The sequence below is a fragment of the Rhodococcus sp. PSi06 genome, from assembly GCF_054960675.1.
The window spans coordinates 99,488-122,035 of sequence record NZ_JBHNYO010000018.1; the positions used below are offsets into that span (position 1 = coordinate 99,488).

Below are 22,548 nucleotides of genomic sequence, written 5' to 3' on the forward strand. Positions count from 1 at the left end.
ACCGCCGGTCTAGGCAATGTCCCTCCAATGATGTGCGGCACCACAACTTGCCGCAATTGTCGTAGCGAGGAAATCTGCGACCAGCCTTGGACATCCGTGTCGGCGGCTGATGTCGTTGGGGTCGAAAATTGTTCGACCCGAGCTGGGGTCCTTGGCTAGCTGACACCGATCCAGGACCCAGTCGACGAGCGTGAGCTGCCCGAGGCGGACGGTATGAGCTTGTTCGGGGATCGCCGAGAACTTGATATAGCCGTTGAAGCGAATCGCTGATCGGTCAGATCTGGCGTACTTCATCTTGTTCGTCCGCCATATTGTCCAATCGTCGGTTTGCACGGGTGCCGAGATCGTCTCGACAAGAGACATGGGCTCACTCCTGTTGAACGCATGGCTGAACACCCCGAATTGCCGCACAGCGGTCGGAGTCAGGTCGAACTGCGGCGAACGCGGGATGCGGTCGCGGAAGATTACGTCGAACAGGTCGCCAAGTGCCTGCTGAGTCGATGTATGCGCCATAGCGGCGGACAGTAGCCAGCCGGTGTGCACAGGCGCGCTCAAGAGGCTGTGGATCAGCGGGTAGCCCGAGTTTCCCGGTATACGCATGAACTCGCGCCTATGGTCAACGATGTACGGCACCGCTCACGAGCTAGGAGACATTGATTCAAAAGCCGATTCGGACTATCTGTTCGATAACTAACAGTGCCCCGACGGGCGCTGATCGTGACTACGCAGGTGCGGCGCAATCGCGAATCGGTTCGAAATTTGTAATGTGCCGCGGGAATTGCCGGGCAAGCGGTACGGTCCCGATACGCCTCAGCAGTCTGATAGCCCGAGCGAGAAGGACACGAGCGCTATGACCGCACCAGTCCGACAGCCGTCTCTGTCTAACGTCAACGTTCCCGCTTTTGTGCTCGCCGCCGCCTCAGCTCTCGGCTTGGTGATCAGCGCCTTGGGTAGCTGGGTGTCTACACCGTTCGGAGGTCTGCCCGGAACATCGACCACCGACGGCAAGATTGTCCTTGGGGTGGGAGTAGTGGCGGGCATCGCGGTATTCGTCCGTTCTGTCGTTGCATCGCTTATTGCCGTCGTGGCTATAGCGCTGTGCGGTACCGCGGGGTTACTGACAGCGATTGTCGACATCGTTGCCTTCGAGGGCGAGGACGCCTTGATTGGGTGGGGTTTGTGGCTGGTCCCCGTCACGTCGGTGGCGTTGCTGATCGCCTCAGTCGTCATGCTCTGGACGCACCCGTACGGCGCTCGGAGCGCAGGGCAAGAACACGAACAAGCGCGAGAGCTCACGCCGGCACAGGAACGACATTACATAATTCTGACGGTTGTCCTGATGGTGGTGACCGTTGCGCTACTGGCGGTGGCGGTCGCGATAGGCGTTTGACGTTAAGGGAAGCTGCCTATGCCGCCCTTACTCATAGCGTCTAGTGGGACTAAACGAGTCTTGTGTAGTGGGCAGGCGTGGTCAACGAGAACCGCGCTTACGCCAACACGATCTCGCTCGATACAGCGAGATCCACGACGTGACAGTCAAAGCGGTCCGAAAGCTGCTCGGAATGACCGATCCGCAACAGAAGCGCACAAAATGAAGGCGACCGCGAAAGCGACGCGACCGGGACAGTATTGGGCCTTGGAGTTGCCCGAAGTCGACAGCATCTAAACGCAAACGCGTCGACTCGATCAGATCCCGAAGGTGATGGCCGACGCGGTGAGCCTGCGTGATGACCAACCGGTCGACACTAGCGAATTTGCTGCCTCGGCTTTCAGACCCCAACAAGCAACGGCAACGGCTATCTTCAGCTCTTAAGAGTGTCGTTCCCCCAAGTCTCTTCGTCCAGGAGCCTGAGCAATTGGGGAACCGTTCGAGTTCAAACAACTCGTGGATAGTCGATCCATTCTCGGATCCCGGTGTGGGCTACCTTCTTCGCACTAGTCGACTGCTAGCGTGCCCAAGTTGTGTTGTACCGTTCTGGCGTGGCCAAGTACCCAAGAATTCGAGAGCAGCACATTGCCGTCTTCGGCGAAAGCGGGTCGGGCAAGACTGTTTTGGTTTCGTCGTTCTTCGGCCGGACCCAGGAGGGGTCTTACAAGAACGACCTCTGGGATCTAGTAGCTGATGACGCTGGTCAGGGGAATCGGCTCTACCAGAATTACCTTGGCATGCGGGACCGAGCGGCCCCGCCGTTACAGACCCGCTTCGAGTCTACGACCTACTATTTCTCGGTCAAACTGAAGGGCGGCGACAACGGCGCAGCCAAGAAGAGGCCCTTCGATGTCCTTCGACTCGCGTGGCACGACTATCCGGGCGAATGGTTCCAAGAGGAACCCAGCAGATTGGCAGAAAAGAACCGCCGGACCGACAATTTTCGTTCTCTACTTCGGTCCGATGTTGCAATCCTGCTGGTAGACGGGCAGAAGCTGCTCAGCTACCGCGGCGAAGAAGAGCGTTATCTAACGTCGCTGATGGCGAACTTCCGTCAGGGGCTTCTGCGACTCAAGGACGACCTGCTCAAGGACGGGCCAATCATCGAGTTCCCTCGAGTGTGGATCTTGGCCCTGTCAAAAGCTGATCTGCTGCCAGACTGGGACGTCGACACATTTCGCGATCTGGTCATCCTCAAAGCAGCGGGGGACGTCGAACGCCTTCGATCGACCGTCGCAGAATTCATCGAGACTCCTGCAGCCCTGTCTATCGGCGAAGACTTCATGCTGCTCTCCTCTGCCAAATTCGAGCTCAAGTCTGACGGCCCGCAGACGCTCGACATCGACCTGACGCAGCGCGTTGGTCTCGATCTCGTCCTTCCGGTGGCGTCTCTTCTCCCGCTGGAACGTCGGGTGCAGTGGCATGAGAAGTTCGACATCCCCCGCAAGGTGCTCGACTCGCTAGCTGACGGCGCCGAGTTGCTGGCAGCCGGCCTGGCCGGTGGGAAATTCGGAGCCGTCGATAAGATTCTGGCCAAAATCCCCAAGGCCGACAAGGTCGCCGCCATCGCGCTGCCGATCCTGGCGCAAGCAGTCCAGTTGGCGGGACCGGAACTCAAGAAGATGAACGAGCAGGCCCGAGCGCAGCACGACTACCTGAGAGCGACGCTGACGCAATTCAAGCGGGACCTTGAGCAGGGCGTCATCGACAAAGTAATCAGGAACCCGAAGTGAATACCGAACGCACGGAAACCCTTATCTGGGCCTCTCGGGGTCGGACGTGGGGCTTCCGTTTTCTTCTCGACGCCGGACTAAGTGATCCACTTCCGCACTACGAACGCGCTTTCCAAGATCTCCGAGACGCACCGACTGCGTGGCGTCGCCAAGACGGACAAGTGGCGCTGCGCTTTCCAGACCCGCTCGTGCGACGCGACTCGGCAGGCCGTGTGATTCCCCACGAGTTCGTCCTTTTCGGCGACCTCGCTGCTGCCGTCAACTCTGTCGAGGACGGTCTAAACGAGGTGTGGCCGTTAGTGTCCGAGATGTACGCGAGCGTCTGGGAAATTTCAGACCTATCGAATGACTGACAGCTCCTGCCGGACCGATGACGTTCACGGGTGCGCGCCGACTGAGATCGGAACTGAATCGCGGCCCGATTGCCACAGTGGTGCCCGGCTAATGAAATACGTTGCGGAGTTGTAGGTCTGCCGGTCCTCACCGTTGTAACCCTCGACTTCTCACGACCGATACGGAGACGACCATCATCGAAAGGGCCGATGTGCGAATCCGAACGACACTCTTCGTAGCAGTATCTGTACTGGCGCTCGGCGCGACATCGTGCAGTGCAGACGACGACTCGACAGCCGCGGCGTCTACCAGTGTCACGACGGAGGAGACGGCCACCACCTCGACGTCGGTGTCGCCGCCACCTGCCTGCGAGGGCGCAGACGGCGAGCCCACCGGTAGCGACACAAGCATTCAAGACATTCTCGATGCCAACGGTGTCACCGAACAGATGGTGTGCGATCTCGGCGAGGTCACCGACGAAGCGGGATACGGACTCGACAACAGGAACACGAACTTCGAAGAACGGCAGGGATTCGCCGCTGTCGTGATCGACACCTGTACCGAGGTCGCGGCAGGCTTTCAAACGTGGGACGAGGTAATTGACGCCGATGTTGCCAGCGGCGCTCCGTTCAGTGACTCCCAGCGTCTCAATGGCTATCTGCGAGACGTCTTTTGCCCTGCGCTGACTGCCGACTCAGCGGTGGACCAACGAGAGCCAGGACCTGCCGAAGAGAACGCCGCACGCGGCTTGGGTTCAACGGTCGATTGGTATCCGAGTCGGTATGAGACGCTGCCTGAAAGCGAGTGCGTCGCACGGTTCGGCACGTGGATCAGCCCGTTCTTCGGGTTCCAATTCGACGCCGACACAGTGATGTGTACTCGCGAGCCGTACCGCGATAACGTCGTGGACCCCACGAATTGGGTCGGCCTCGCACTGAGCTCGCCCGTGGACGAAGATGCCGCTATTGCAACCGCATTGGCGGTGCTTCCGGAGGACACTCGCATCGTGGATCGGCTGATCGGGACCAACTCGGACCCGTCGAGCTCGAACACGTGCGTCAGCATCGATGCGCAGTCCGTGTCGCTGGGAGACATCACCGGAGACGACGGTTACGTGTCGATTTTGCTGTATCCGGACCGACAGACCGATCTCGGTTCATCCGACGTGTATAGCGGAACGGCGCAGCAAGTGACTGTCTCGACGGGCCGTGGAAACGAAGACAGAGACCCGGTGTGCTGAGCGAAACGGGTTGACTGCGGGTCACAGCTCGGGCGCATCGTCATCGGGCAGCAGTTCGTCGGGGTAGCGGTAGTCGCAGCCGATGTTGCCGGGCTCACTGGCTCCTTGGTTGTCTCGGAACCAGGTAACGCAGGTTTCCGCCGCCAGACGTCGATCTCTGGTGAACAGGTAGCCGTCGGTGCAGTCGTCGAAATGAGGGGCGAGGTACCACCGATCGAGCTCGACGTAATCCGTGGAGTAGTCGGCGAACATTAGGTGGCCCACTTCCACTCGCGAGCGCCGGACCATGAACACATCGTCGGCCATGACGATCAACTGGGCGCACACCACGTCGTTCTCGTCGTCTTCGCTGGGGATGTAGTCACTCGGACCAAGGTCAATGACAAGTGCGCACGGTTTGTCCGCGAGGGACTCGGTCAGCCACTCGGTCATGTAGATCCATGAATCGACCTCGATCCGCGCGCCGGATGCGGTGATGAACGCAATCAGTCGAGCGCCGGGTTCGACGGATGCAGCAAAGCCGTGAAACGTCTCTCCCTGAACGTGAAGGTTGAAATCCTCGCTGTCGTTGCGATACAGAGTCTTTGCCGAGATCGGTGCAATGTGCACGTCGTCGTCCTGCGTGACCTCAACCGCCCATCCGGTGTAATCGTGTTCGAGGTCGGTGATGACGACGAATCGCTCCGACGACATGAATGAACCGAAATGCCAACCAGGGGAGACTGTTTCCGATGGAGGCGCGGTAGCCGGAAACGACCCGCTGACAGGGTATTCGTGGCGGTAGAACCGTGCGCGACTCACCCGGATGCGGGCAATGGAGAACCCGTTACTCAGGAGGTGCGCGGTCTTGGAGGACATCTGCGCCTCATCGACGCAGTTTCTGCCCACCCTGGGAATGTTCAGCTGAGCACTGCCGCTTCCCGTCGACGTCAGGTACGAGGTCTCCCCGGGCAACGAGTAGCGATCCAAATCCTGACCGGCCCAGGGGTTGGGCACGACCTCGAGCGTGAGGACGCAGTCGTCGGCACGGCTGTCGAGTACCTCCGCAAAGTCCGGTGCCAACCAATGGACCGCTTGCTCGCCGTCGTTCCACAGGTCGGTTCGGCAGATCTGTACCGCCAGGATCGGCCAGTGCGCTTCGATGTGACGAGCGACAGTGACGCCGGCCGACCCGGCGGCGAACCACCCGGTGTGTGGGATGTCTACGACGATCTGAGCATGCCCGGTGCTGCCTGAACGCACTCGTATATCAACAGGATTGGGGACGCTCAAGTGTATTGACTGCAGAATGGAATCGCCGAACTCGGTGGCAGACACGTCGAGGTCGATGGCCACCGTATAGCCAGGGTCGCCAGGGGGAGTGCCGTCGAGCCCGAACGCTCGCCGTTCGGTCAGTGAGTCCGCCTCGTCGACCGTCACGGAATTCCAGTCTTTGCCTTCGTTTTCGATGTCGATCTCGTCATCGATGATCCAGGTCGAGCGCTCGACGTCGTAGCGTTGGTAAGTGTCGAAGTCGGTGTCGCTCACGCGAGCGACCGTCACGGTGTGGTCGCCATCGTACGACGCGTAGTAGAAGTACTGCGCGCCGCTGATGTCCGTCACGCAGTTCTCCTCGTTCTTCTCACACTTGCACCGTATCGGAGAGGTACGACGCAAATGCGGTCAAAAAAATCTGTTGCCGGTCTCGGGCGATGCATCGAAGGCGGAGAGGCAATGGCGGCACAACCAGTACCCAAGAATGTCCCAGGGCCTGAGGTTCGCTGGAAGACTTCCACGGTGATCTCGTTGCTGGCAGATCATCGGCATAGGGTCGCGAGACGTAGCCGACCGACCGGCGAAACGGACACCGTGGGCACGGCGGGTTCGCGGCGAACTCGAAGTCCAGATAGTTGGTGAATCCCCCGGCGCTCATCTTTACGTGGCAGCTCGTGCACAGCGCCGCTGACAAGTCCGAATAGTGACTATCTACACGCGATTCGCTTCACAGGTGTAGAGGTGAATCCGCGCGCGCCGCGGCCCCGCTAGTCAGATGGTTTCCTTGCAGTGTGTGCGCTGACTGCCGTTGTTCGTCATGAAGCGTGCTGCTTCGGCTGTGGTGGCCGGCTCCCTACAGCCGTCCACCTATGGTTGCGTACCGAGGGGCGCTCGCAAGTGGCTGCCGCTGCCGTCATCCAATTATCGATCGCGCGGAGTATTAGATCATCGAGTGGCGGTGAATGCGGTTGTGCTTGGCTTGACGAGCCACCCACAGGTTGCAAAGCCCCGGACCGGTCGGTTCGTTCGGTTAGTGTGAGCGTCAATTACCTCAGGAGGGCACGGAATGACGGAGAGCACTTACGAAGTCCCGGTGTGGACATTGGCGACCGAAGAAACTACGTCGCCTGTGGTGATGACCGAGGATGCTCTGACGAGCGCACGGCTCAATGAACTGCGAACCGTCCTGGCCGCCTTGGTGGACGCCCCGCTGGCCACCCTTGAAGCACATCCTCTCCCGAAAACTGCTGATCTGTCCGGAGGGATACACCTGGAAAGTGCCAGTCCACTAGCAAGTCACCTATCCCAGTTGATCAGCCAAACGGCGAAGACGGGTGCGGCAAAAGGCGTCCACACTGGTGGGGAGACCCTGTACAAGATGGTTGTACCGGCAAAGGTCGCAGCCCAGGTGGGTAGTGGCGTAGTGAAGTCGATGACCTCCAAGGTTGCTTCCGGAGGCGTTCACAGTGCGCTGGTGGGCTCGTCTGGCATCGCAGCGCAGGCCACGTTCGTACCGGTGGCCGGTTCGGCGGCGACCGCAGCGGCTGGTGCTGTCGGTGGATCGGCAGCCACCGCGGGAGCTGCCGTTGTCGGTGCCAGCGCGTTGACGGTGGCGGCACCGTTGGTTTTGATGGCTGTCGCTGTCGGACTCAACGCGCGTGCGGAGCGCAATCGTCAAGAGGCGTTGGACACCATCACCGAGATGCTCGGTGAGCTGAAGGACAACGCGCTGACAGGTGAGCGGTCAGCGCTGAATGCCTGTATTCCCATCATCGACAGCGCGTCGGCCGTCCTCCTGGATGAAGGAAAGATCGGTGCCTCGCTGGGGTTGGACACAGCGGTCTTTCACATCAACGTCGGTCTCGCGAACGCTGAAACACGGGTGGCCGCGTGGGAAACATCTCTCAGTAAGTTCAAGGATGGCCGAGTCGAAGTTGCTGCTTTGGAAAAGGCATTCAAGGGCATCGGAAGTGATGGCGGCGAATTCCGGACTCACCTCGAATTGGCGAAACTTTCGATCGATCTGCAGCAACGCGTAACGGTGTTGCAAGCAGTCGAGCACGCTCAGCTCGACCCGACGAAGCTATTCGAGGGTTTCACTCGAGCTCTGAAGAGGAGAGACCAGCGCGTCGTCGCGCTGCAGGGCAGAATCTCAGCCGCCCTCGGCCGCCTGTCAAGTCTCGAGATCGACCGCACGCACGGCGTCCGTGACTTCGTATTCAAATCGAGTGAGGTCGATACGCTACTTCGCACTGCCCGCCGCATGCGCGCGTTGAGCGATTCGATCGAGCTGTCCGGTCCGCAGCCCGACGTTGCCATCGAGATCGCGCGCAAGGCAGACGGTTCGCTGGTAGTCCTTCCGGCACATTCTGCGTAACTCGTTCTCGCACAGTCACTTCGTCGGTCGACCTTCGATGTAAGGAATTACCACTTGTCAGATATTGCTTGGTTGGATACATCTCCCGACGAAGAACGGCGCATGCGTGAGTTGGTCAAGATGTTCGCCGACACTGCCACCCTCGATGACATCGGTATCGGCCAGGTGCGAGACAGTATCTCGGATCAGCTTTTTCCTGCCACCTCGACGGTCCACACCCGCGCTCGGTATCTGCTGTTCATCCCGTGGATCCACCGCGCCGCCGCGGCCAAGTTCAGCGGAACCGCGGTCCTGTCCAAGGCCAACGATCAGGAACGCAAGCTCATCGAAACGATGAAGGCAGCAGGGCATACTCAGGGCCTGATTGGCCGCCGTGCCGGCGCGAGTGTGGCGATTCTGCCGTCCAACATCTACTGGTCTGCGCTCGGCAAGCTCGGTATTCGTGATGACGCGGGACTTCAGCCGAAATGGAACGTGAGTGTCGATGCGCCCGTGGGCTTCCCCTCCGATGTCGAGTCAGGGTTCTCCATGTCCCAGACCGAGGCAGGCTGGTTGCAAGAGCGGATACTCGCGACATCGCCTAAGTCCTACTTAGCGCACCTGCTCGCTACAGGCCTGGACGTCGACATTGTCGACATCGACTCGCCGTGGGAGCACCCGTCCCTCGATTCCGCATCGGATGATATTCGCTCGTTGGTCGAGCATGCGCGTTTGTTCTCGCTGGCAATCCATGGTGCGGCGCTGCTCTATAACCTTCTCGTTTCTGAAAAGTACGACAATGTCAAAGGTCAAGGCCAAGCGGGATATGTAGACGTCTATCGTGATCTACTTGCTAATTGGGCGACGCAGCTTACGGTGGACTCCAGCAGTTTGGATGGCTGGGATCTTGACGATTTCTGGAGCGCTATCGGCGCTGGACGCTCTACCGTGATACCGGCGGGCACCAAGATTTTCGTCGACGCGTGGCTCGCTGCCGTCCGGGCGGGAGAGGTAGTCAGTGCCGCGTCTTCGTCACAACTGCGTGGCCTCGTGGCAGCACGCGAACGGGCCAACAAGGGTGAGCAATCACGGCTCAACAACGATCGTGCACTGAAGAATTGGACTGGTGCGTCGGGTGCGGGCCGGCTGATGTATCGATGGCCCAATGTGCAAACTCTTGTCGGCGACATCCAAGAAGGGCTCGACAATGCTGCCTCCTGACAGTCGAACGACGCTCCTCAAGCGTCTCGAACCGCCACCGGGATATGCGGTTTCGCAGGTTGTGGGAACTACCTTCACCCTGGACCTCGACAGTGCAATGCTGCCTTCTCTGGCGCTGTCGAGAAGCGCTTCTGCCGACACCGCAGACCGGCTCGAAACCATCGCGGCGGTCCAGGCGAGCATTGGCAAAATCAACATTTTTCACCAGAGCGGGTTGATCAAGGTGCCGCCGAATCGTTCACGGCTACACACGCTGATGGAGCCAGCTTTACACGCGATTCGGCCGGGTGGAAAAAACCTGTTCCACCCGAAGATTTGGCTGGCGCACTACGTGAACTCCGAAACAGCAGAGGTCAAGTTTCGGCTGATAGTCCTCAGCCGCAACCTGACTCGAGACAGGTCGTGGGACATCGCTCTCACGCTCGATGGTCGACTCGAATCGACCCCCAGTGCACAGAACAAGCCGTTGGTAGATCTCCTGCGATACCTACCCACGACCGTGACACCTGAGCTTCCTGCGGACCGGGCGCTGACGATAGACATACTCGCTGAGGACGTGCGTTACGCGCGCTGGGACCTTCCGGCAGGTGCGAAGGAGTTGACCTTCCACGTATTCGGCGTTCCGAAGATGCCGAAGCCGAAGATCGACTTCTCCGGTTACAAACATCTGCTTGTGTCGCCATTTCTCGGCGACACCGGGTTCGAAGTGGTCTCGAACCACGCGAAAGGGTCGGTCACTGTCGTGTCCCGGCAGGAGTCACTCGATGGGTTGAACCAGCAAAATGCTGACTGGATCAGCGATGCGTACGTACTCTCGCCAACCGCCGGCATTCCAGCGGAGGAGGACGAGTCGAACGGCGGACCGGTACTGGCTGGACTACATGCCAAGATGTACTGCGTTGAGCGTGCCAAGTGGGCCCACTTGTTCATTGGATCGGCAAACGCAACCCGAAAAGCATTCGGTGGCAACGTCGAGGTTCTTGTCGAGCTCACCGGCAGTGTCAGCGCCTTCGGTGTCGACACGTTCCTCGGGAAGGACGGTTTCATGTCGATCTTGCAGCCGACGACGATAGAGCCTTCGGATGAAAAGGCAGAGGACCCGCAGTTTTTCCTCGACGGTCACCTACGCGAGGTCGCCGCAGTGCCTTTGCGATCCGAACTCAGCCAGACCGATGACACATTCGGGCTGCACCTCACCAGCATTGAGCCAATTCCATCCAAACCTGATGTCGTACTGTCGGTGTCGTTACTAGCGGACAAGTCGACTTCGACGGTAATTCCGGCCGGTTCAACAGTCAGCGTGATGTTCGAGAATTTGGCACTGTCCGATGTCACTGCCTTCGTCGTGTTGACAGTCGCTGACTCCGACGGGCGATCGAGCTCGGCCGTCGTCAAGTGCGAATTGATCAACGACCTTCCCGACCGTATGAGCTCGATCATCACCCGTGAGATCGACAGCCCAGACGCGTTCCGAAGATTCCTTTCGCTTTTACTGGCATTCGGGACACCGACCGAAGCGGAGTCGGAGCAGGAGGACGGTGCTTCGGACATGGGCGTCGGTCGGTGGGACTCGCTCGAGAACGGACTCTTCGAGCAACTTCTGCGAGCGGCAAGTTCTAGTCCCGCAATCTTGGAGCAGCTGTCGGGAGTGGTTACCAGCATTATCGGGAACGACGACCCCCATCGCGTACTACCGGAAGGATTTGGCGATCTGTGGATTGCCATAGCTGCCGCGACGAATCTGAAAGAGAGCGCGAATGTCTGACCAATCCTTCCGTGCTGAGCCTCATCTCGAACAGTTGCGGCCGTTCCAACGAGCAACCGTCGAGCACATCACAGACGTGTTGTATCGCAACAAGACCGGAACGCGTTTTTTGGTTGCTGATGAGACAGGACTGGGAAAGACGATGGTCGCGCGCGGTGTGATCGCGCGGGCAATCGAGGCACTCCAAGATGATCCAGAAGTCGATAGAATTGATGTGATATACATCTGCTCAAACGCGGACGTGGCGCGTCAGAATATTCAACGTCTCGATATTCTCGGCAACCAGGTTCACATGTCGACTCGGCTGAGTCTTTTGGCCGCGTCCACCGAGGCACTGAAAAAGGGTGACCGGTCAGCGGGAAAGCCAGTCAATCTTGTATCACTCACTCCTAGAACGTCTTTCCCGGAGAAGGGGTGGCGGTCTGGCACCGCACAGGAGCGCGCGCTGCTCATGGTCATACTTGCCGACCGTCTCCAGCTCGCCGGCGCTGAGAAGACAGCGGCCTATCGCATCCTGCAAGGAACCGTCGCGTCACTCGATGCATTCAAGCAACGCGTCACCGATTTCGAGATCAAGCTCGGTGCCCGACCGGGGCAGGGCGCGATCAAGCTAGACCAACAAATCGTCGAGAAGTTCTGGGATCTGGTCGGATGCCAAGATGATGGCGACTCCGTTCTCCAGTCGTTCCAAGATCTGCTCGCGCAGACAACAGGAAAGTCCTTAGTCCCCGGCGGATTCAAGGCAGCGTCTGTCGTGGTCAGTAAGCTCCGAAAGACACTGGCTCGTGCGAGCGTCGATGCCCTCGAACCCGACTTGGTCATCCTGGACGAGTTCCAGCGGTTCACCGAGTTGCTCAACGCCGACGATCCGGTAAGCGAGCTCGCGCAGGATCTATTCAATTACAAGCATGCGAAAGTGCTTCTGCTTTCGGCTACTCCCTACAAACCGATCGACGACGGCACTGACGTCGGTGATTCGCATCAGTCACAGTTCCTCGGCGTCCTCGACTTCCTGGCACGAAACTCACAAGGAGAGGGTGCCGAGGGGATCGAGAAACTACTCGGAGAGTACCGCGAGGCGGTGAAGAATCGTCGGGATCCAGGAGTGCTGCGAGATCGACTCCGTAGTGAGCTACTGGCTCTGATGTGCCGCACCGAGCGACCACCACGCTTGCGCGAGTCGATGGTGAAGGAACGCCGAGTACCGGCATCCGCAATCTCGGCTGAAGGGGTAACACAGTTCATCAAGTTGACCGAGCTGGCGGAACTGGTTGACACATCCCTCCCGATGGACGTATGGAAATCGGTACCGGAACTGGTGCACTTTTTCGATGGTTATCTGCTGGGGCAATATGTTGCCGAGGACGTCGTGACAGACGAAGAGGTCAAAGCACTTGTGCGCTCGCTCGATCGGTTGGATCCGAACGCCGTTGATTCCTTCGCGGAGCTGCCGGTTCGTAATCCTCGACTTCAGGCGCTGATCGATCAAACCACTGCGCAGGGGTGGGAGACGATGCTATGGATGCCGCCGTCGCTTCCGTACCTCAAGCCGGGCGGGCCGTATGCCTCGAGCGACGCAGCTTCGATGACCAAAAAGCTCGTGTTCTCGCAGTGGACGGCAACCCCCACCGCGGTCGCGTCGTTGCTGAGTCACGATGCGAGCCGCCGTATTGCTCGGTCGGGTGTCGACACTGGTATCGGTGTCACTGCGTCCAGCGAGAATGTGTCTCAGAGGCTTCAATTTCGCAAGAGTGGCGACCAGCTGACTGCAATGGCCGGATTCCTACCCTTCTTCCCTATGCCGGGTCTGGCCGACATGGCTGATCCGCTACTCCGCGCTGGAGCTGCCGGGCGCCCTTTCGGCCGCGAGTACGCGGAGTCGAGGATCGCGGGTGATCTGGTGTCACACTTTCCTGAAGGAGCTGCGGAAACGGGTGCTAGCGAAGTGGCGTCGCGAATTTGGGAATGGCCGTTGGCGTTGAGCGACACCAAGCTGGATGCGGCGCTGAGCGGCTCTGTCGCTGGAATATCAGCTGCCGACGCCATCGCCGGTCGGGGCGCAAAAGCCGGTATCGAGAGTGCCGACGATAGGGCTGATCAGAAATCGGTGATCGACGAGTACGTCGCCGCAGCTGTGCAGGCCCATCGGAATCGGACGTCGCTCGACTTGTCGCGAATTCCACCGAAGCTGGCCGAGCAGACCGCGCGGCTCGCGATGCACTCGCCGGCCAATTGTGCTTGGCGTGCTTTCGGCCGGTTGTCGGTGGATGTGTCCGCCGTGACTGACGCGGGCCGCTGGCGCGCCGCTGCGATCGTGGCGTCGGGTCTGCGTGGGCTCTTCAACAGGTGGGAATCGGCTCTGATCTTGGACAAGCTCTACGGTGTCGATACGCCGTACTGGCAGAAGGTGCTCAGCTACTGCGCCGATGGCAACCTTCAAGCCGTGCTGGACGAGTACCTCTTTCACCTCGTTCAGGTGGAGGGGAACAGTGAGTTCGACGACGAAGCGCTCATCAAGTTCGCTTGGCATGCGGCAGGTGCGCTCAAGTTGAAGCCTGCGACATATCGCGCGAAGGATCCGCTGCAGGAAGGCGGCGACATCGACTTCACCAGCCGATTCGCCCTCCGGTACGGAGTGGGAAATCAGAACGACGATTCGGCCAGGCCAGGTGAGATCCGTGAGGCGTTCAACTCCCCGTTCTGGCCATTCGTACTCGTATCGACGAGTGTTGGCCAGGAAGGGATAGATTTTCATCCGTGGTGCCACAACCTAGTCCATTGGAACGTTCCGGGTAATCCCGTCGACTTCGAGCAGCGAGATGGGCGCGTCAATCGTTTCCGGGGGCACGCCGTCCGGCGCAACATAGCCGACATGCATGGATCCAAGATGTTGGCGGCAACAAACCCGTGGGACGAGGCATATCGGCTTGCGGAGCAGGACGCGCCGCACACCGATATACCGGGACTTGCGCCGGAATGGATTTACCCGGGGCGGCACAAAGTGATCCGTGATGTGATGCCCTATCAACTCAGCGTGGATTCAGCGCGATTGAAGCGCACGCATGAGCGGGTTGCGTTGTATCGCTTGGCTTTCGGACAGCCGCGACAGGAGGATCTCCTGGAGTTACTGCGTTCGGTAGGTGTGAGCGGTGATCAAGCTGATTTGTGGCGCGTCGACTTGCGTCCGACGCAGACTGGAGCTGCGACTTAGTCGAACATCAAACGCTTCGACTGGCGTTTCGAGGTTGCGGTGACCAAGCACCCAGGTTCGGTATCGTCTCATCTGCGGCGCAACCAACGCGTCCATTGGCCATCAAATCCCTTTGGCCGTCGTTCCAAGCAATTAGGCGGTTCTCGCCCCGAACCCACTACTGCCGCGCTGGACATCACGCGCCCTTTGACATATTTGAGGGACGGTTGTGATGAGAAATCGACTTCAGGCGAGGGCGATTCGCGGCACGTTTATTGGAACGAGGTCGTTCGCTTCCATGAACTGCACCAGGTTCTGAGTCATGTCTCGCTCCGCGATCATCGCTGCCACAGACGGTGCTTTCGGATCACTGAGCATTTCAACGGTATTGATTTGTGCGGACAGCTCTGCCACCGATGCCGATGCCTTGAACCACAAATCTTCATCGAAGTCATGGGCCAGGACTTTCTGGGCATACGCAACAGCTACGGCGAGTAACAGTTCCTCGGAGCTCAATCGACTGGCTCCTTGGCGTCTGGAAACAGTTGCCGCGGTTGTGATGGCTGTACCCGTTCCCCCGATCCCGCCGATCGTGGCAGGGCCGCCCGCCATGCCCCCTGGCCCCAGTGCGGCTAGTCCACCCGTCATGGCCGCTGCTCCCGCCGCTCCGGCAGGCGCAAGCGCAATGAGACCGATTGGTCCGATCGCAATGACTGCAAGACCTGCACCGGCTATCGCCCAGCGCTGCCAGCTGGTCCCCGGCTTGCTCAGCTTCGTCATTTTGCTTTTGAAGCGTCGGATTGTCCACGCGAGGGCGTCGCCGAACTCTCGTGTCAGCCCGATCTGTTCGGCGATATCTGGTATGGCCTTGAAGCTAGCGTCCGCGATGTCGATTTCGAATGGTGCGGTGAGGTCGCTGAGCGCGAGGATGGTGAGCTGTTCGATAATCCTGGGTTTGCTCCAGAAGTCGGGTACCTCTGGTATTTTTCCTCCGGCCAGCAAGTGCAGCTCTCGCGGGAGTGGTACTCCCGTACTATCTGCTTTCCATATCTGGTCAACCAGGTCGGCGCGCTTGATCCGGATCGCTTCGGTGAAACGAGCCTTGATCTTCTCATCAGAGATAGCGCCAGATACGGCGTACCGAAAGTGCAGTTCCAATACCAAGGCGGCTGTATCGTCGGTCAGCGCCGTCGTGACCCTCGTGGTGCGTCGTGGCGTCAGGTCAGATTGGTAGAAGGCTCCACCAACTGCCCTGGCTGCGGAAGGTTGTTCGAGGTACGCAGCCGCGCTATGGGCGACTTTACCGATGTTAACCCGAATGTCCTGTACATCGGCGAACACTGTCGCCAATCCGCGCGCTCGGGTGACCGGGTCTCGTCGGCTGAAGAAGTTCAGCCAAGAATTGGTTCGCGCATAGGGGAAGTTTCCGATCAGTTCGTGCCGGGACACCGCGAATAGCCCGGTGTGCGCGGGGCTTCCGATTGTGACTACACGACGGACAGAGACGTCTGCGGGTAGCCGCGACAAGAGATCGACAGTCACTACACTTCCCAGGCTGTGGCCAACTATGACGATCTCGCCTTTCTGAGGTACGGCAGCCAAAACCCGTGTCAGTACAGGTCCGCGAAGACCTTTTCGGTGCAAGTAGGCTTGAATCTGTTTGATCTCAGTCGCAAACCATTTATCGGGTACTCCTTTAAGTACCACGCCCAATTTCGCATCCATTCCGTTCAAGTCGGGCAGCGGGAGCCGAGGCTCTGAGCTGAGGGGTCCGCACCGGCCATCCGCGCGGCCTCAATCTGTCGGTTGATGAAGCTAGCCCGCTCTACCGAAATATCTGACTTGTCGTTGTTCACCGTTGGCTTCGGAATGCTTGCCTCGGCGTCCGGAGATACGAGGAGGTCGCTGTACTGGGGTGCGATCACATCCTCCGGCTCGATCACTGGCAGTCCCTCGGCGGACAAACTCTTGTTGAGCGCCTTGAGCCACGCCTGGCTCGTGTCGCCATCGCCGACACCGTGCAAGTAGATCAACTTCCTCGATGGGCTGCCCTTCGAGCGGAGAGGATTGCTGCTTGGTTCGAGCAAGAGGTTAATACCGGCTGTTTGTCTTATGCGAGGCAACCCACAGGTCTGCGCCGTCCGTAGGCGGACCTGATGGCAATAGGGTCACGCCACCGGGGTGGATCTCCAGCCTGTGGCCGCGCGCTATCCGGTGTCCAGCGGCAACTACACCCCCGTGCCGCGAGTTCTGGCGGGCCATGCGGTTGCGGCTATCGACCGGGTCCGAAGGAACGACAGAGTCTTTGGCGACCACAACGTGAGCTGACAGCCCGTTCAACCGGTGGGTCCAGACTAGAAGAGCGTCTGGTCCTCGGGGACGAATTGGTCGGCGAATCGGTAGTCGCACCCGATGTCGATCTTCTCGTTCGGGTCCTGTTTGTCCCGGAACCAGGTGACACAGGTTTCGGCGGCCAGGCGACGACCCTTGGTGAACAGGTAGCCGTCAGTGCAGTCGTCGAAATGTTCCTGCAGGTAACACTTGTCGAGAGTGATTGCCGTAGTCGAATAGTCGGCGAGCAGTAAATGCCCGAGCTCTGTACGTGAGCGACGAACAAGGAATACCTCGTCTCCCATCACCTGCAGTTGAGCGCACGGGACGTCTTCAGAATCGTGCTCGCTGGGGATGTAGTCGCTAGGACCGAGGTCGATGATGAGTGCCACCGGTTGGTCGACGAGCGATTCTGCCAACCACTCTCGCGTGTACACCCAAGGATCGATCGCGAGACGAGAGCCCGCGGGGGTGATGAACGCGGTCAGAAGCGCCCCGCCCTTTAACAGAAGCGCCCCAACCGTCCACCGAGTCTCCGTGACCAAGCAGGTTGAAATCGGTTTTGTGATCACGCCACAGGGTTTTCGACACGACCTGGCCGATCTCGAGCTCTACTTCCTGTTCGATTTCCACCGTCGATTCGGCGTACTCATGATCGAGGTCGGTGATCACGGCGTATCGATCTCCGCCGATGGTCGATGCGAAATGCCATTCCGGAGCGACGTAGTCGGGGTTGCTTTATGTATGTCTTCAAGTTTTCGTCGGGGCGGTCTTTGTGGCTATAAGGAGGTCTCGTGCGGGACGCGAGGGTCTGCAATTTCGCCATTGACACGTTCGTACTCTTCTGGGGGGCAGGTCGTGTGCATCATGGTGAGCGAGGGCTAGATGCATGAAGCCCGACACTGGCGGTGAATAGTTGGTGCGCAGCAGGTTTCGCTCTCCCCGGGGGCTCGGTCCTGTATGGCTGAATGTATCGAATTGGTCTGACACAGTGCGGAGCTCACGGTGCCGACATCGGTCGCGGATCGGCGTGTCGTAGGCGTGTGCGATGATCGAAGCGCAGAACGGATCAAGTTCTGCTTCCTCTGCGGTGTCGACGTTCCCGCGAATCTTCTCTGACATTGCACCGCGAGGGTGCACGACGAAAGGTGGCTGATGGCCAAGAAAATTCTGTACGTAGACCTCGACAACACGCTCGTGAACTTCCAGTCGGGCATCGACCGGGCAGACCCGGTCGATATCGCGAAATACCCCAACGACCTCGACGAGGTACCGCACATCTTTTCTCTGATGGATCCCATCGACGGAGCGCTCGATGCTTACCGCGAGTTGGCGGCGGTGTTCGACACCTACATCCTCTCCACCGCCCCGTGGAAGAACCCCAGTGCCTGGCACGACAAGGTGCTGTGGGTGCAGAAGCATCTCGGATTCGACGAAGGATCCGTCGCCTACAAGAGACTGATCCTGTCCCACCACAAGAACCTGAATCGGGGAGACTTCCTCGTAGACGACCGACGCAATAACGGGGCCAGCAAATTCGACGGGGAATGGCTGCGGTACGGCACCGAACCGTTCGAGACGTGGGACCAGGTGACGGCCTACCTGCTGGAGCAGGCGTAGTCGTCACAGCGCAGTCCTGTCGGTACCCCTCGGTATGGTTCGGCCATCATCTTCACCGCGTCACTTCGGCGCACTTTCTATCAAGAGGTTCTTTGACCAATCCACAGCTGTCTCTCGTTGCTGCTCTGCTCGACCGTTCGGGTTCGATGAATGCCATCGCCGATGACACCCGCGGCGGGTTCGATTCGTTGATAGCCAAGGAACGTGAGTCCGACGGCAATACCGTTGTCACTCTGGCTCAGTTCGACGACCGATACGAGTCGGTCTACAGCTCGCAGCCGATCGCGGAAGTACCGAACCTCGTGCTGGAGCCACGCGGGATGACTGCCCTCTACGACGCCGTCGGCCGGCTCGTCACCGAGGTTGGTGTCGAGCTCAGTGCTCTACCCGAGGACGACCGCCCTGGCTTGGTCACCGTCCTGGTGATGACCGACGGGCACGAGAACGCAAGCAACGAGTGGACCAATACTGCTGTGCGCGAGCTGATTGCGAAACAGCAGCGGGATTACCAGTGGGACTTCGTTTTCCTGGGTTCCAACATCGACGCTGTCGAAGTGGGCGCTGATCTCGGCTTCGCGCGGGAGAAGTCGATGACGTACGTATCGACAACGGTCGGCGTCACGGCTGCCTTCGATTCAGTGGCGAGCTACCAGGACCGCAAGCGTGCCCAGGTGCACGGAGCGCCACTGGCCCAGGGTTTCTCCGAAGCCGACCGTCGCCGAGCGCGCGGCGAATGAGCAAGTACCGGGGCCAGCGGTGCAGTGGAGGGGCAATTGAATCGGTCTTCGTCCTCTGCATCGTTGCCGCACTAGCCGGTTGGATGATCAGTGGAATCTGTCCGTAGGTTGTACCTGATGCTGAGGATGTGTTTAGTGCTGCCGCGCTCGGACTAGGATTACCAGTCATCCTCAGCTCGACGATGAAAAGGCAATGCTTGAAGGATCCGTGCGCCCTCAGATAGTTCCCCCCACGCTTTGGGTAGGCTTAACTGCAAGAGTCAAGTCTCCGACCTAAAGAATCACGATCATGAGAGCCAAGCAGCGCCCCTGGGGGCTGGACGGATAGGATCACGTGATGTCTGTGATGCACAATCGCCAGCCTCCACAGCCAAAGCGTTTCGGGGCGCTAGAGCTCGACATGGCACCAGATGTGCCTGGCATCTACGCGTGGTATGCCAAGGTGGCGCTCTCCGAGCGCGACTGGGAACCTCGGTTGCGGGGCGACAGAGACTTGGCGACCTTTGAACTTAACCGAGCCATCATGGATTATGTCAACGTGCACCGCACGGGACCAGTCCATATGGCAGGCCCCGGAAAGTACGGTTTGAACTGGTCAGCAACACTCAATCGCGAGTCGGCCGCAGACCTCGACGAAGTAACCGAGACCAGCCGATTGGGTTTACGCCTGGCTGAAGTATCTGCAAATCCGGAGCAGCGGCGACTGTTGGCCGACCTGTTGCTGGCTGCATCCCCCATCTTCGCGAGCCCGCTATACATCGGCGTCGCGACGAATCTGAGGGGCAGGTTAGCCGAACACAAGAAAGCGTATGAGGCTGCATACGCTCAGCTGAGGCAGAATCCGGCCCTGGCTGACGTGATGCAATTCAATGGGCAATCGCTGGGGGAGAGACTGGCCGGGTGTGGGATCCGCCTGGAACGACTGGACGTTTGGGTCCTCCCGTCGGGTACAGAGTTCATGGGACTCGGAACTAACGACGATGGACGTGCTCAGCGAAGAGTGGTAGCACAAAATGCTGAATGGGTCCTACAGCGAGTTTTTCAACCGGTTCTAGGGAGGCAGTAAATGAGTCTTGGTCAATTTGGCAGCGGTGCTTCATTTCAAAATAGCGTTCAAGGAATCACCGGACGATTTTCAACGCCGGCGGGGCAGGTTGACTACTTGATGACCAAAGCCCGGCTGGGAGCTGATGCTGCCGACTCTGAGCGGAGGTTGACTCAGCACCTTGTGCCGGTTCGTGAGGTGATCCCTTCGGAGGAGCTCGACTTCAACCAGCTCCTGCAACGCGACCTTGATGATCACCGCGTCGCGGTTAATCTCGTACCTTACCTACTCAATCCAGAGAAAAATGGACCAGCGTTTTTTCCACCAATAGTCGCAGTCTTGCTTCCATTTCAGTCTCAGCGACCTTCGGAATTCCCCGAGCTGGGCCAGCGGACAATCGTGAACGACGGCGGGTTGGATTGGGCTCAGCAGGATGCAGGCCAGTCGGTGCGCATCCGCCGGCTAGTCGACGACACAGGCAAAGCGAGTCCAATTGCGCTCGGGGAGGTCAAGTGGAACAGCGAGTTCTGCCGTCTTGTGGTTGTCGACGGGCAGCACCGTGCTATGGCATTGTTGGCCATTGATCGAACTATTCGATCGGCATGGCAAAGCTCCTCGGGCGCGCGATACCGCTATTTTTACGAATCGCGAATTAAAGAGGCGCTTAAGAATCGTGATGGCGTGCTGGATGACATTGAAGTCCCGGTCACTCTTCTGTGGTTTCCTGAGAAGTTCGGTAGCGGCCACGAGCCGCACAAGGCCGCACGTAAGGTTTTCGTGGATGTCAATAAAGAAGCTCGAACTCCAAGCGAATCAAGGCTAATTTTGCTCTCGGATAGCGAGCTGCTCAATATCTTTGTTCGCACGACGCTAACTGATCTGCGCAATCAGCCTGGTGAGGAATACTTACCGTTATTCTGCGTCGAGTACGACAATCCGGATACGAAATCGACAACATCGGCGAGATGGTCTGCATTAACAAATATACATGCCATTAAGCAAATGATAAGTCGGACCGTCTTTGGTCCACCAAAATATATCAACAAGCTCGACTCGGTAATAGGAAAGCGCGAGCCTGAAGAAGAGAAAAACTCCTTCATGCGCGAACAATTAGATGTAGAGAGATTGTTCGATCCGACCATCGACGGTGACCAGCCTTTCTCTCGAGACGAGTTGGCGAATAAGAACTTTCCTGACTCCGCGGTACCAAAGTTATCGGAGGCGTACCGGGAGTCATGGGGAAGAGCGATACTAGTGCTTCTCAGCGGAATTCTGCCTTACAGAGCACACGCGAGTGCATTGTCTCAACTCAAAGATGGATGGCTACTTGACGATGCCATTTCAACGCTCGCGAATGATGCATTGTTCGGCGGAGTGGGAATGTACTGGACACTCCGCGATTCGGCTACCTACTGGCAACGCGAAAAGGAGCTTTACGGGGCAACTACAAAGCCAGATGTTGTGAAGGCTTGGGATCTGATTGTCACCAAGCAATCGGAATTTGAAACCCTTAGGGCCGATCAGTACATCGGTGCCAAGTCAAGGGTGGACGAAGTGAATCAACTCTTCCAAGCGGTAAACACCCACGCGTGTCAATTAGGCCTGGCCTTGACCTTGGCATCCATCGTGAAACGAGCAACACCGGGCGGCATCGACGACGTCGTAAGTGTCGCTGAGGGAATGAAGGCAGGTGTCAATTGTTGGATGGAGAGCCGAACCTCAGGCTCTTACGATCGGCGGCTCGCGCTGTCGAAGCGTAGTGCCAAGTCTCCGAAAAGTCCTTTGAATTTAATCACGAATATGGACTCGCCACGAGCAGTTCAGTTCCGGTATTTCTGGTTGGAAATTCTGGCCTCAAAGGAGGGGTTCGCACCGCTGAAAGGCGTCGTCAATGAAGAATCTCTACTGAATCTTCGGGACGAGTCAAGGCAAGCCTATCTAACGTATATCGTTGGCGAGAAGGATAAGGCATTGCGGACAACTCGTCCCGATTTGAAAGACGACACACGTAGGCAGCAAGCAGTAGTAGATTCTTCCAAGGAAGTTAGAAGCGCTATTGCAAAATGGTTCGACGTACCAGACGAACAGCTGGAGGCGTGGTTCAAGGTTCAGTCAGGCAAAGTTGTTGATACGCCCGATACGACTTTGACGGATGATGACCAGGTCGATGATGATCTTGACGATGGCCTGGGAACGGAAGCTGCCAATGGTGAGGTGAGTGAACCGTCGTAGAGGCGTGTCTTAAAGATAGTCGGTGGCCCGCGGAAGGAAACCGTTTGCACCACAGCCCGACC

The 22,548-nt window shown here is 58.6% G+C and carries 16 protein-coding genes; 11 read left to right on the plus strand and 5 right to left on the minus strand.

The window, feature by feature from the left end; translation table 11 throughout:
* Nucleotides 1-9: 9 nt before the first annotated feature.
* Complete coding sequence (locus ACFI9K_RS21810; protein ID WP_462665431.1) at nucleotides 10-513, minus strand: type ISP restriction/modification enzyme; 504 nt, start codon at nucleotides 511-513, stop codon at nucleotides 10-12.
* A 337-nt stretch (nucleotides 514-850) separates the two neighbouring features.
* Here ACFI9K_RS21810 and ACFI9K_RS21815 point away from each other — a divergent pair, with 337 nt between their 5' ends.
* The 3 genes from ACFI9K_RS21815 to ACFI9K_RS21825 all read left to right on the plus strand — a co-directional run bounded on the left by ACFI9K_RS21815 (nucleotide 851) and on the right by ACFI9K_RS21825 (nucleotide 4,735).
* Nucleotides 851-1,390: a hypothetical protein gene (locus ACFI9K_RS21815; protein ID WP_462665432.1), complete on the plus strand. Its 540-nt coding sequence runs from the start codon at nucleotides 851-853 to the stop codon at nucleotides 1,388-1,390.
* 590 nt (nucleotides 1,391-1,980) lie between these two features.
* Nucleotides 1,981-3,162, plus strand: a complete 1,182-nt coding sequence (locus tag ACFI9K_RS21820; protein WP_462665433.1) for a TRAFAC clade GTPase domain-containing protein — start codon at nucleotides 1,981-1,983, stop codon at nucleotides 3,160-3,162.
* Between the two features lie 544 nt (nucleotides 3,163-3,706).
* Nucleotides 3,707-4,735: a hypothetical protein gene (locus ACFI9K_RS21825; protein ID WP_462665434.1), complete on the plus strand. Its 1,029-nt coding sequence runs from the start codon at nucleotides 3,707-3,709 to the stop codon at nucleotides 4,733-4,735.
* A gap of 21 nt (nucleotides 4,736-4,756) precedes the next feature.
* Here ACFI9K_RS21825 and ACFI9K_RS21830 read toward each other — a convergent pair whose 3' ends face one another.
* Nucleotides 4,757-6,337 carry a hypothetical protein gene (locus ACFI9K_RS21830; RefSeq protein WP_462665435.1) on the minus strand — a complete coding sequence of 527 codons (1,581 nt, stop codon included), beginning with the start codon at nucleotides 6,335-6,337 and terminating at the stop codon, nucleotides 4,757-4,759.
* 1,030 nt (nucleotides 6,338-7,367) lie between these two features.
* On the opposite strand from ACFI9K_RS21830, the gene ACFI9K_RS21835 reads away from it, so the two are divergent.
* The 4 genes from ACFI9K_RS21835 to ACFI9K_RS21850 are packed head-to-tail and all read left to right on the plus strand — an operon-like array spanning nucleotide 7,368 to nucleotide 14,542.
* The gene (locus ACFI9K_RS21835) at nucleotides 7,368-8,366 is read left to right on the plus strand and encodes a hypothetical protein (RefSeq protein ID WP_462665436.1); all 999 of its coding nucleotides are present in this window, start codon (nucleotides 7,368-7,370) and stop codon (nucleotides 8,364-8,366) included.
* 54 nt (nucleotides 8,367-8,420) lie between these two features.
* The gene (locus ACFI9K_RS21840) at nucleotides 8,421-9,566 is read left to right on the plus strand and encodes a DUF6361 family protein (RefSeq protein ID WP_462665437.1); all 1,146 of its coding nucleotides are present in this window, start codon (nucleotides 8,421-8,423) and stop codon (nucleotides 9,564-9,566) included.
* Nucleotides 9,553-11,331: a phospholipase D family protein gene (locus ACFI9K_RS21845; RefSeq protein WP_462665438.1), complete on the plus strand. Its 1,779-nt coding sequence runs from the start codon at nucleotides 9,553-9,555 to the stop codon at nucleotides 11,329-11,331. The genes ACFI9K_RS21840 and ACFI9K_RS21845 overlap by 14 nt, the downstream gene beginning before the upstream one ends.
* Nucleotides 11,324-14,542: a helicase-related protein gene (locus tag ACFI9K_RS21850; RefSeq protein ID WP_462665439.1), complete on the plus strand. Its 3,219-nt coding sequence runs from the start codon at nucleotides 11,324-11,326 to the stop codon at nucleotides 14,540-14,542. The genes ACFI9K_RS21845 and ACFI9K_RS21850 overlap by 8 nt, the downstream gene beginning before the upstream one ends.
* Before the next feature lie 225 nt (nucleotides 14,543-14,767).
* Here the strand turns inward: ACFI9K_RS21850 and ACFI9K_RS21855 are convergent, their stop codons facing one another.
* The 3 genes from ACFI9K_RS21855 to ACFI9K_RS21865 form a co-directional block, all read right to left on the minus strand.
* Complete coding sequence (locus ACFI9K_RS21855) at nucleotides 14,768-16,246, minus strand: lipase family protein (RefSeq protein WP_462665440.1); 1,479 nt, start codon at nucleotides 16,244-16,246, stop codon at nucleotides 14,768-14,770.
* 5 nt (nucleotides 16,247-16,251) lie between these two features.
* On the minus strand, nucleotides 16,252-16,545 hold the full coding sequence (locus ACFI9K_RS21860) for a hypothetical protein (protein WP_462665441.1): 294 nt from the start codon (nucleotides 16,543-16,545) through the stop codon (nucleotides 16,252-16,254).
* A gap of 330 nt (nucleotides 16,546-16,875) precedes the next feature.
* Nucleotides 16,876-17,289: a hypothetical protein gene (locus ACFI9K_RS21865; protein WP_462665442.1), complete on the minus strand. Its 414-nt coding sequence runs from the start codon at nucleotides 17,287-17,289 to the stop codon at nucleotides 16,876-16,878.
* A gap of 718 nt (nucleotides 17,290-18,007) precedes the next feature.
* Between ACFI9K_RS21865 and ACFI9K_RS21870 the strand changes: the two genes are divergently transcribed.
* The 4 genes from ACFI9K_RS21870 (at nucleotide 18,008) to ACFI9K_RS21885 (ending at nucleotide 22,486) form a co-directional block, all read left to right on the plus strand.
* Nucleotides 18,008-18,472, plus strand: a complete 465-nt coding sequence (locus tag ACFI9K_RS21870) for a 5' nucleotidase, NT5C type (protein WP_462665443.1) — start codon at nucleotides 18,008-18,010, stop codon at nucleotides 18,470-18,472.
* A gap of 92 nt (nucleotides 18,473-18,564) precedes the next feature.
* Entirely contained in the window at nucleotides 18,565-19,209 is a 645-nt protein-coding gene (locus tag ACFI9K_RS21875; protein WP_462665444.1) for a VWA domain-containing protein, read from the plus strand.
* Nucleotides 19,210-19,546: 337 nt separating this feature from the next.
* Nucleotides 19,547-20,275 carry a hypothetical protein gene (locus ACFI9K_RS21880; protein WP_462665445.1) on the plus strand — a complete coding sequence of 243 codons (729 nt, stop codon included), beginning with the start codon at nucleotides 19,547-19,549 and terminating at the stop codon, nucleotides 20,273-20,275.
* A complete protein-coding gene (locus ACFI9K_RS21885; protein ID WP_462665447.1) occupies nucleotides 20,276-22,486 on the plus strand; it encodes a ParB N-terminal domain-containing protein in 2,211 nt (736 codons plus the stop codon).
* Nucleotides 22,487-22,548 lie beyond the last annotated feature (62 nt).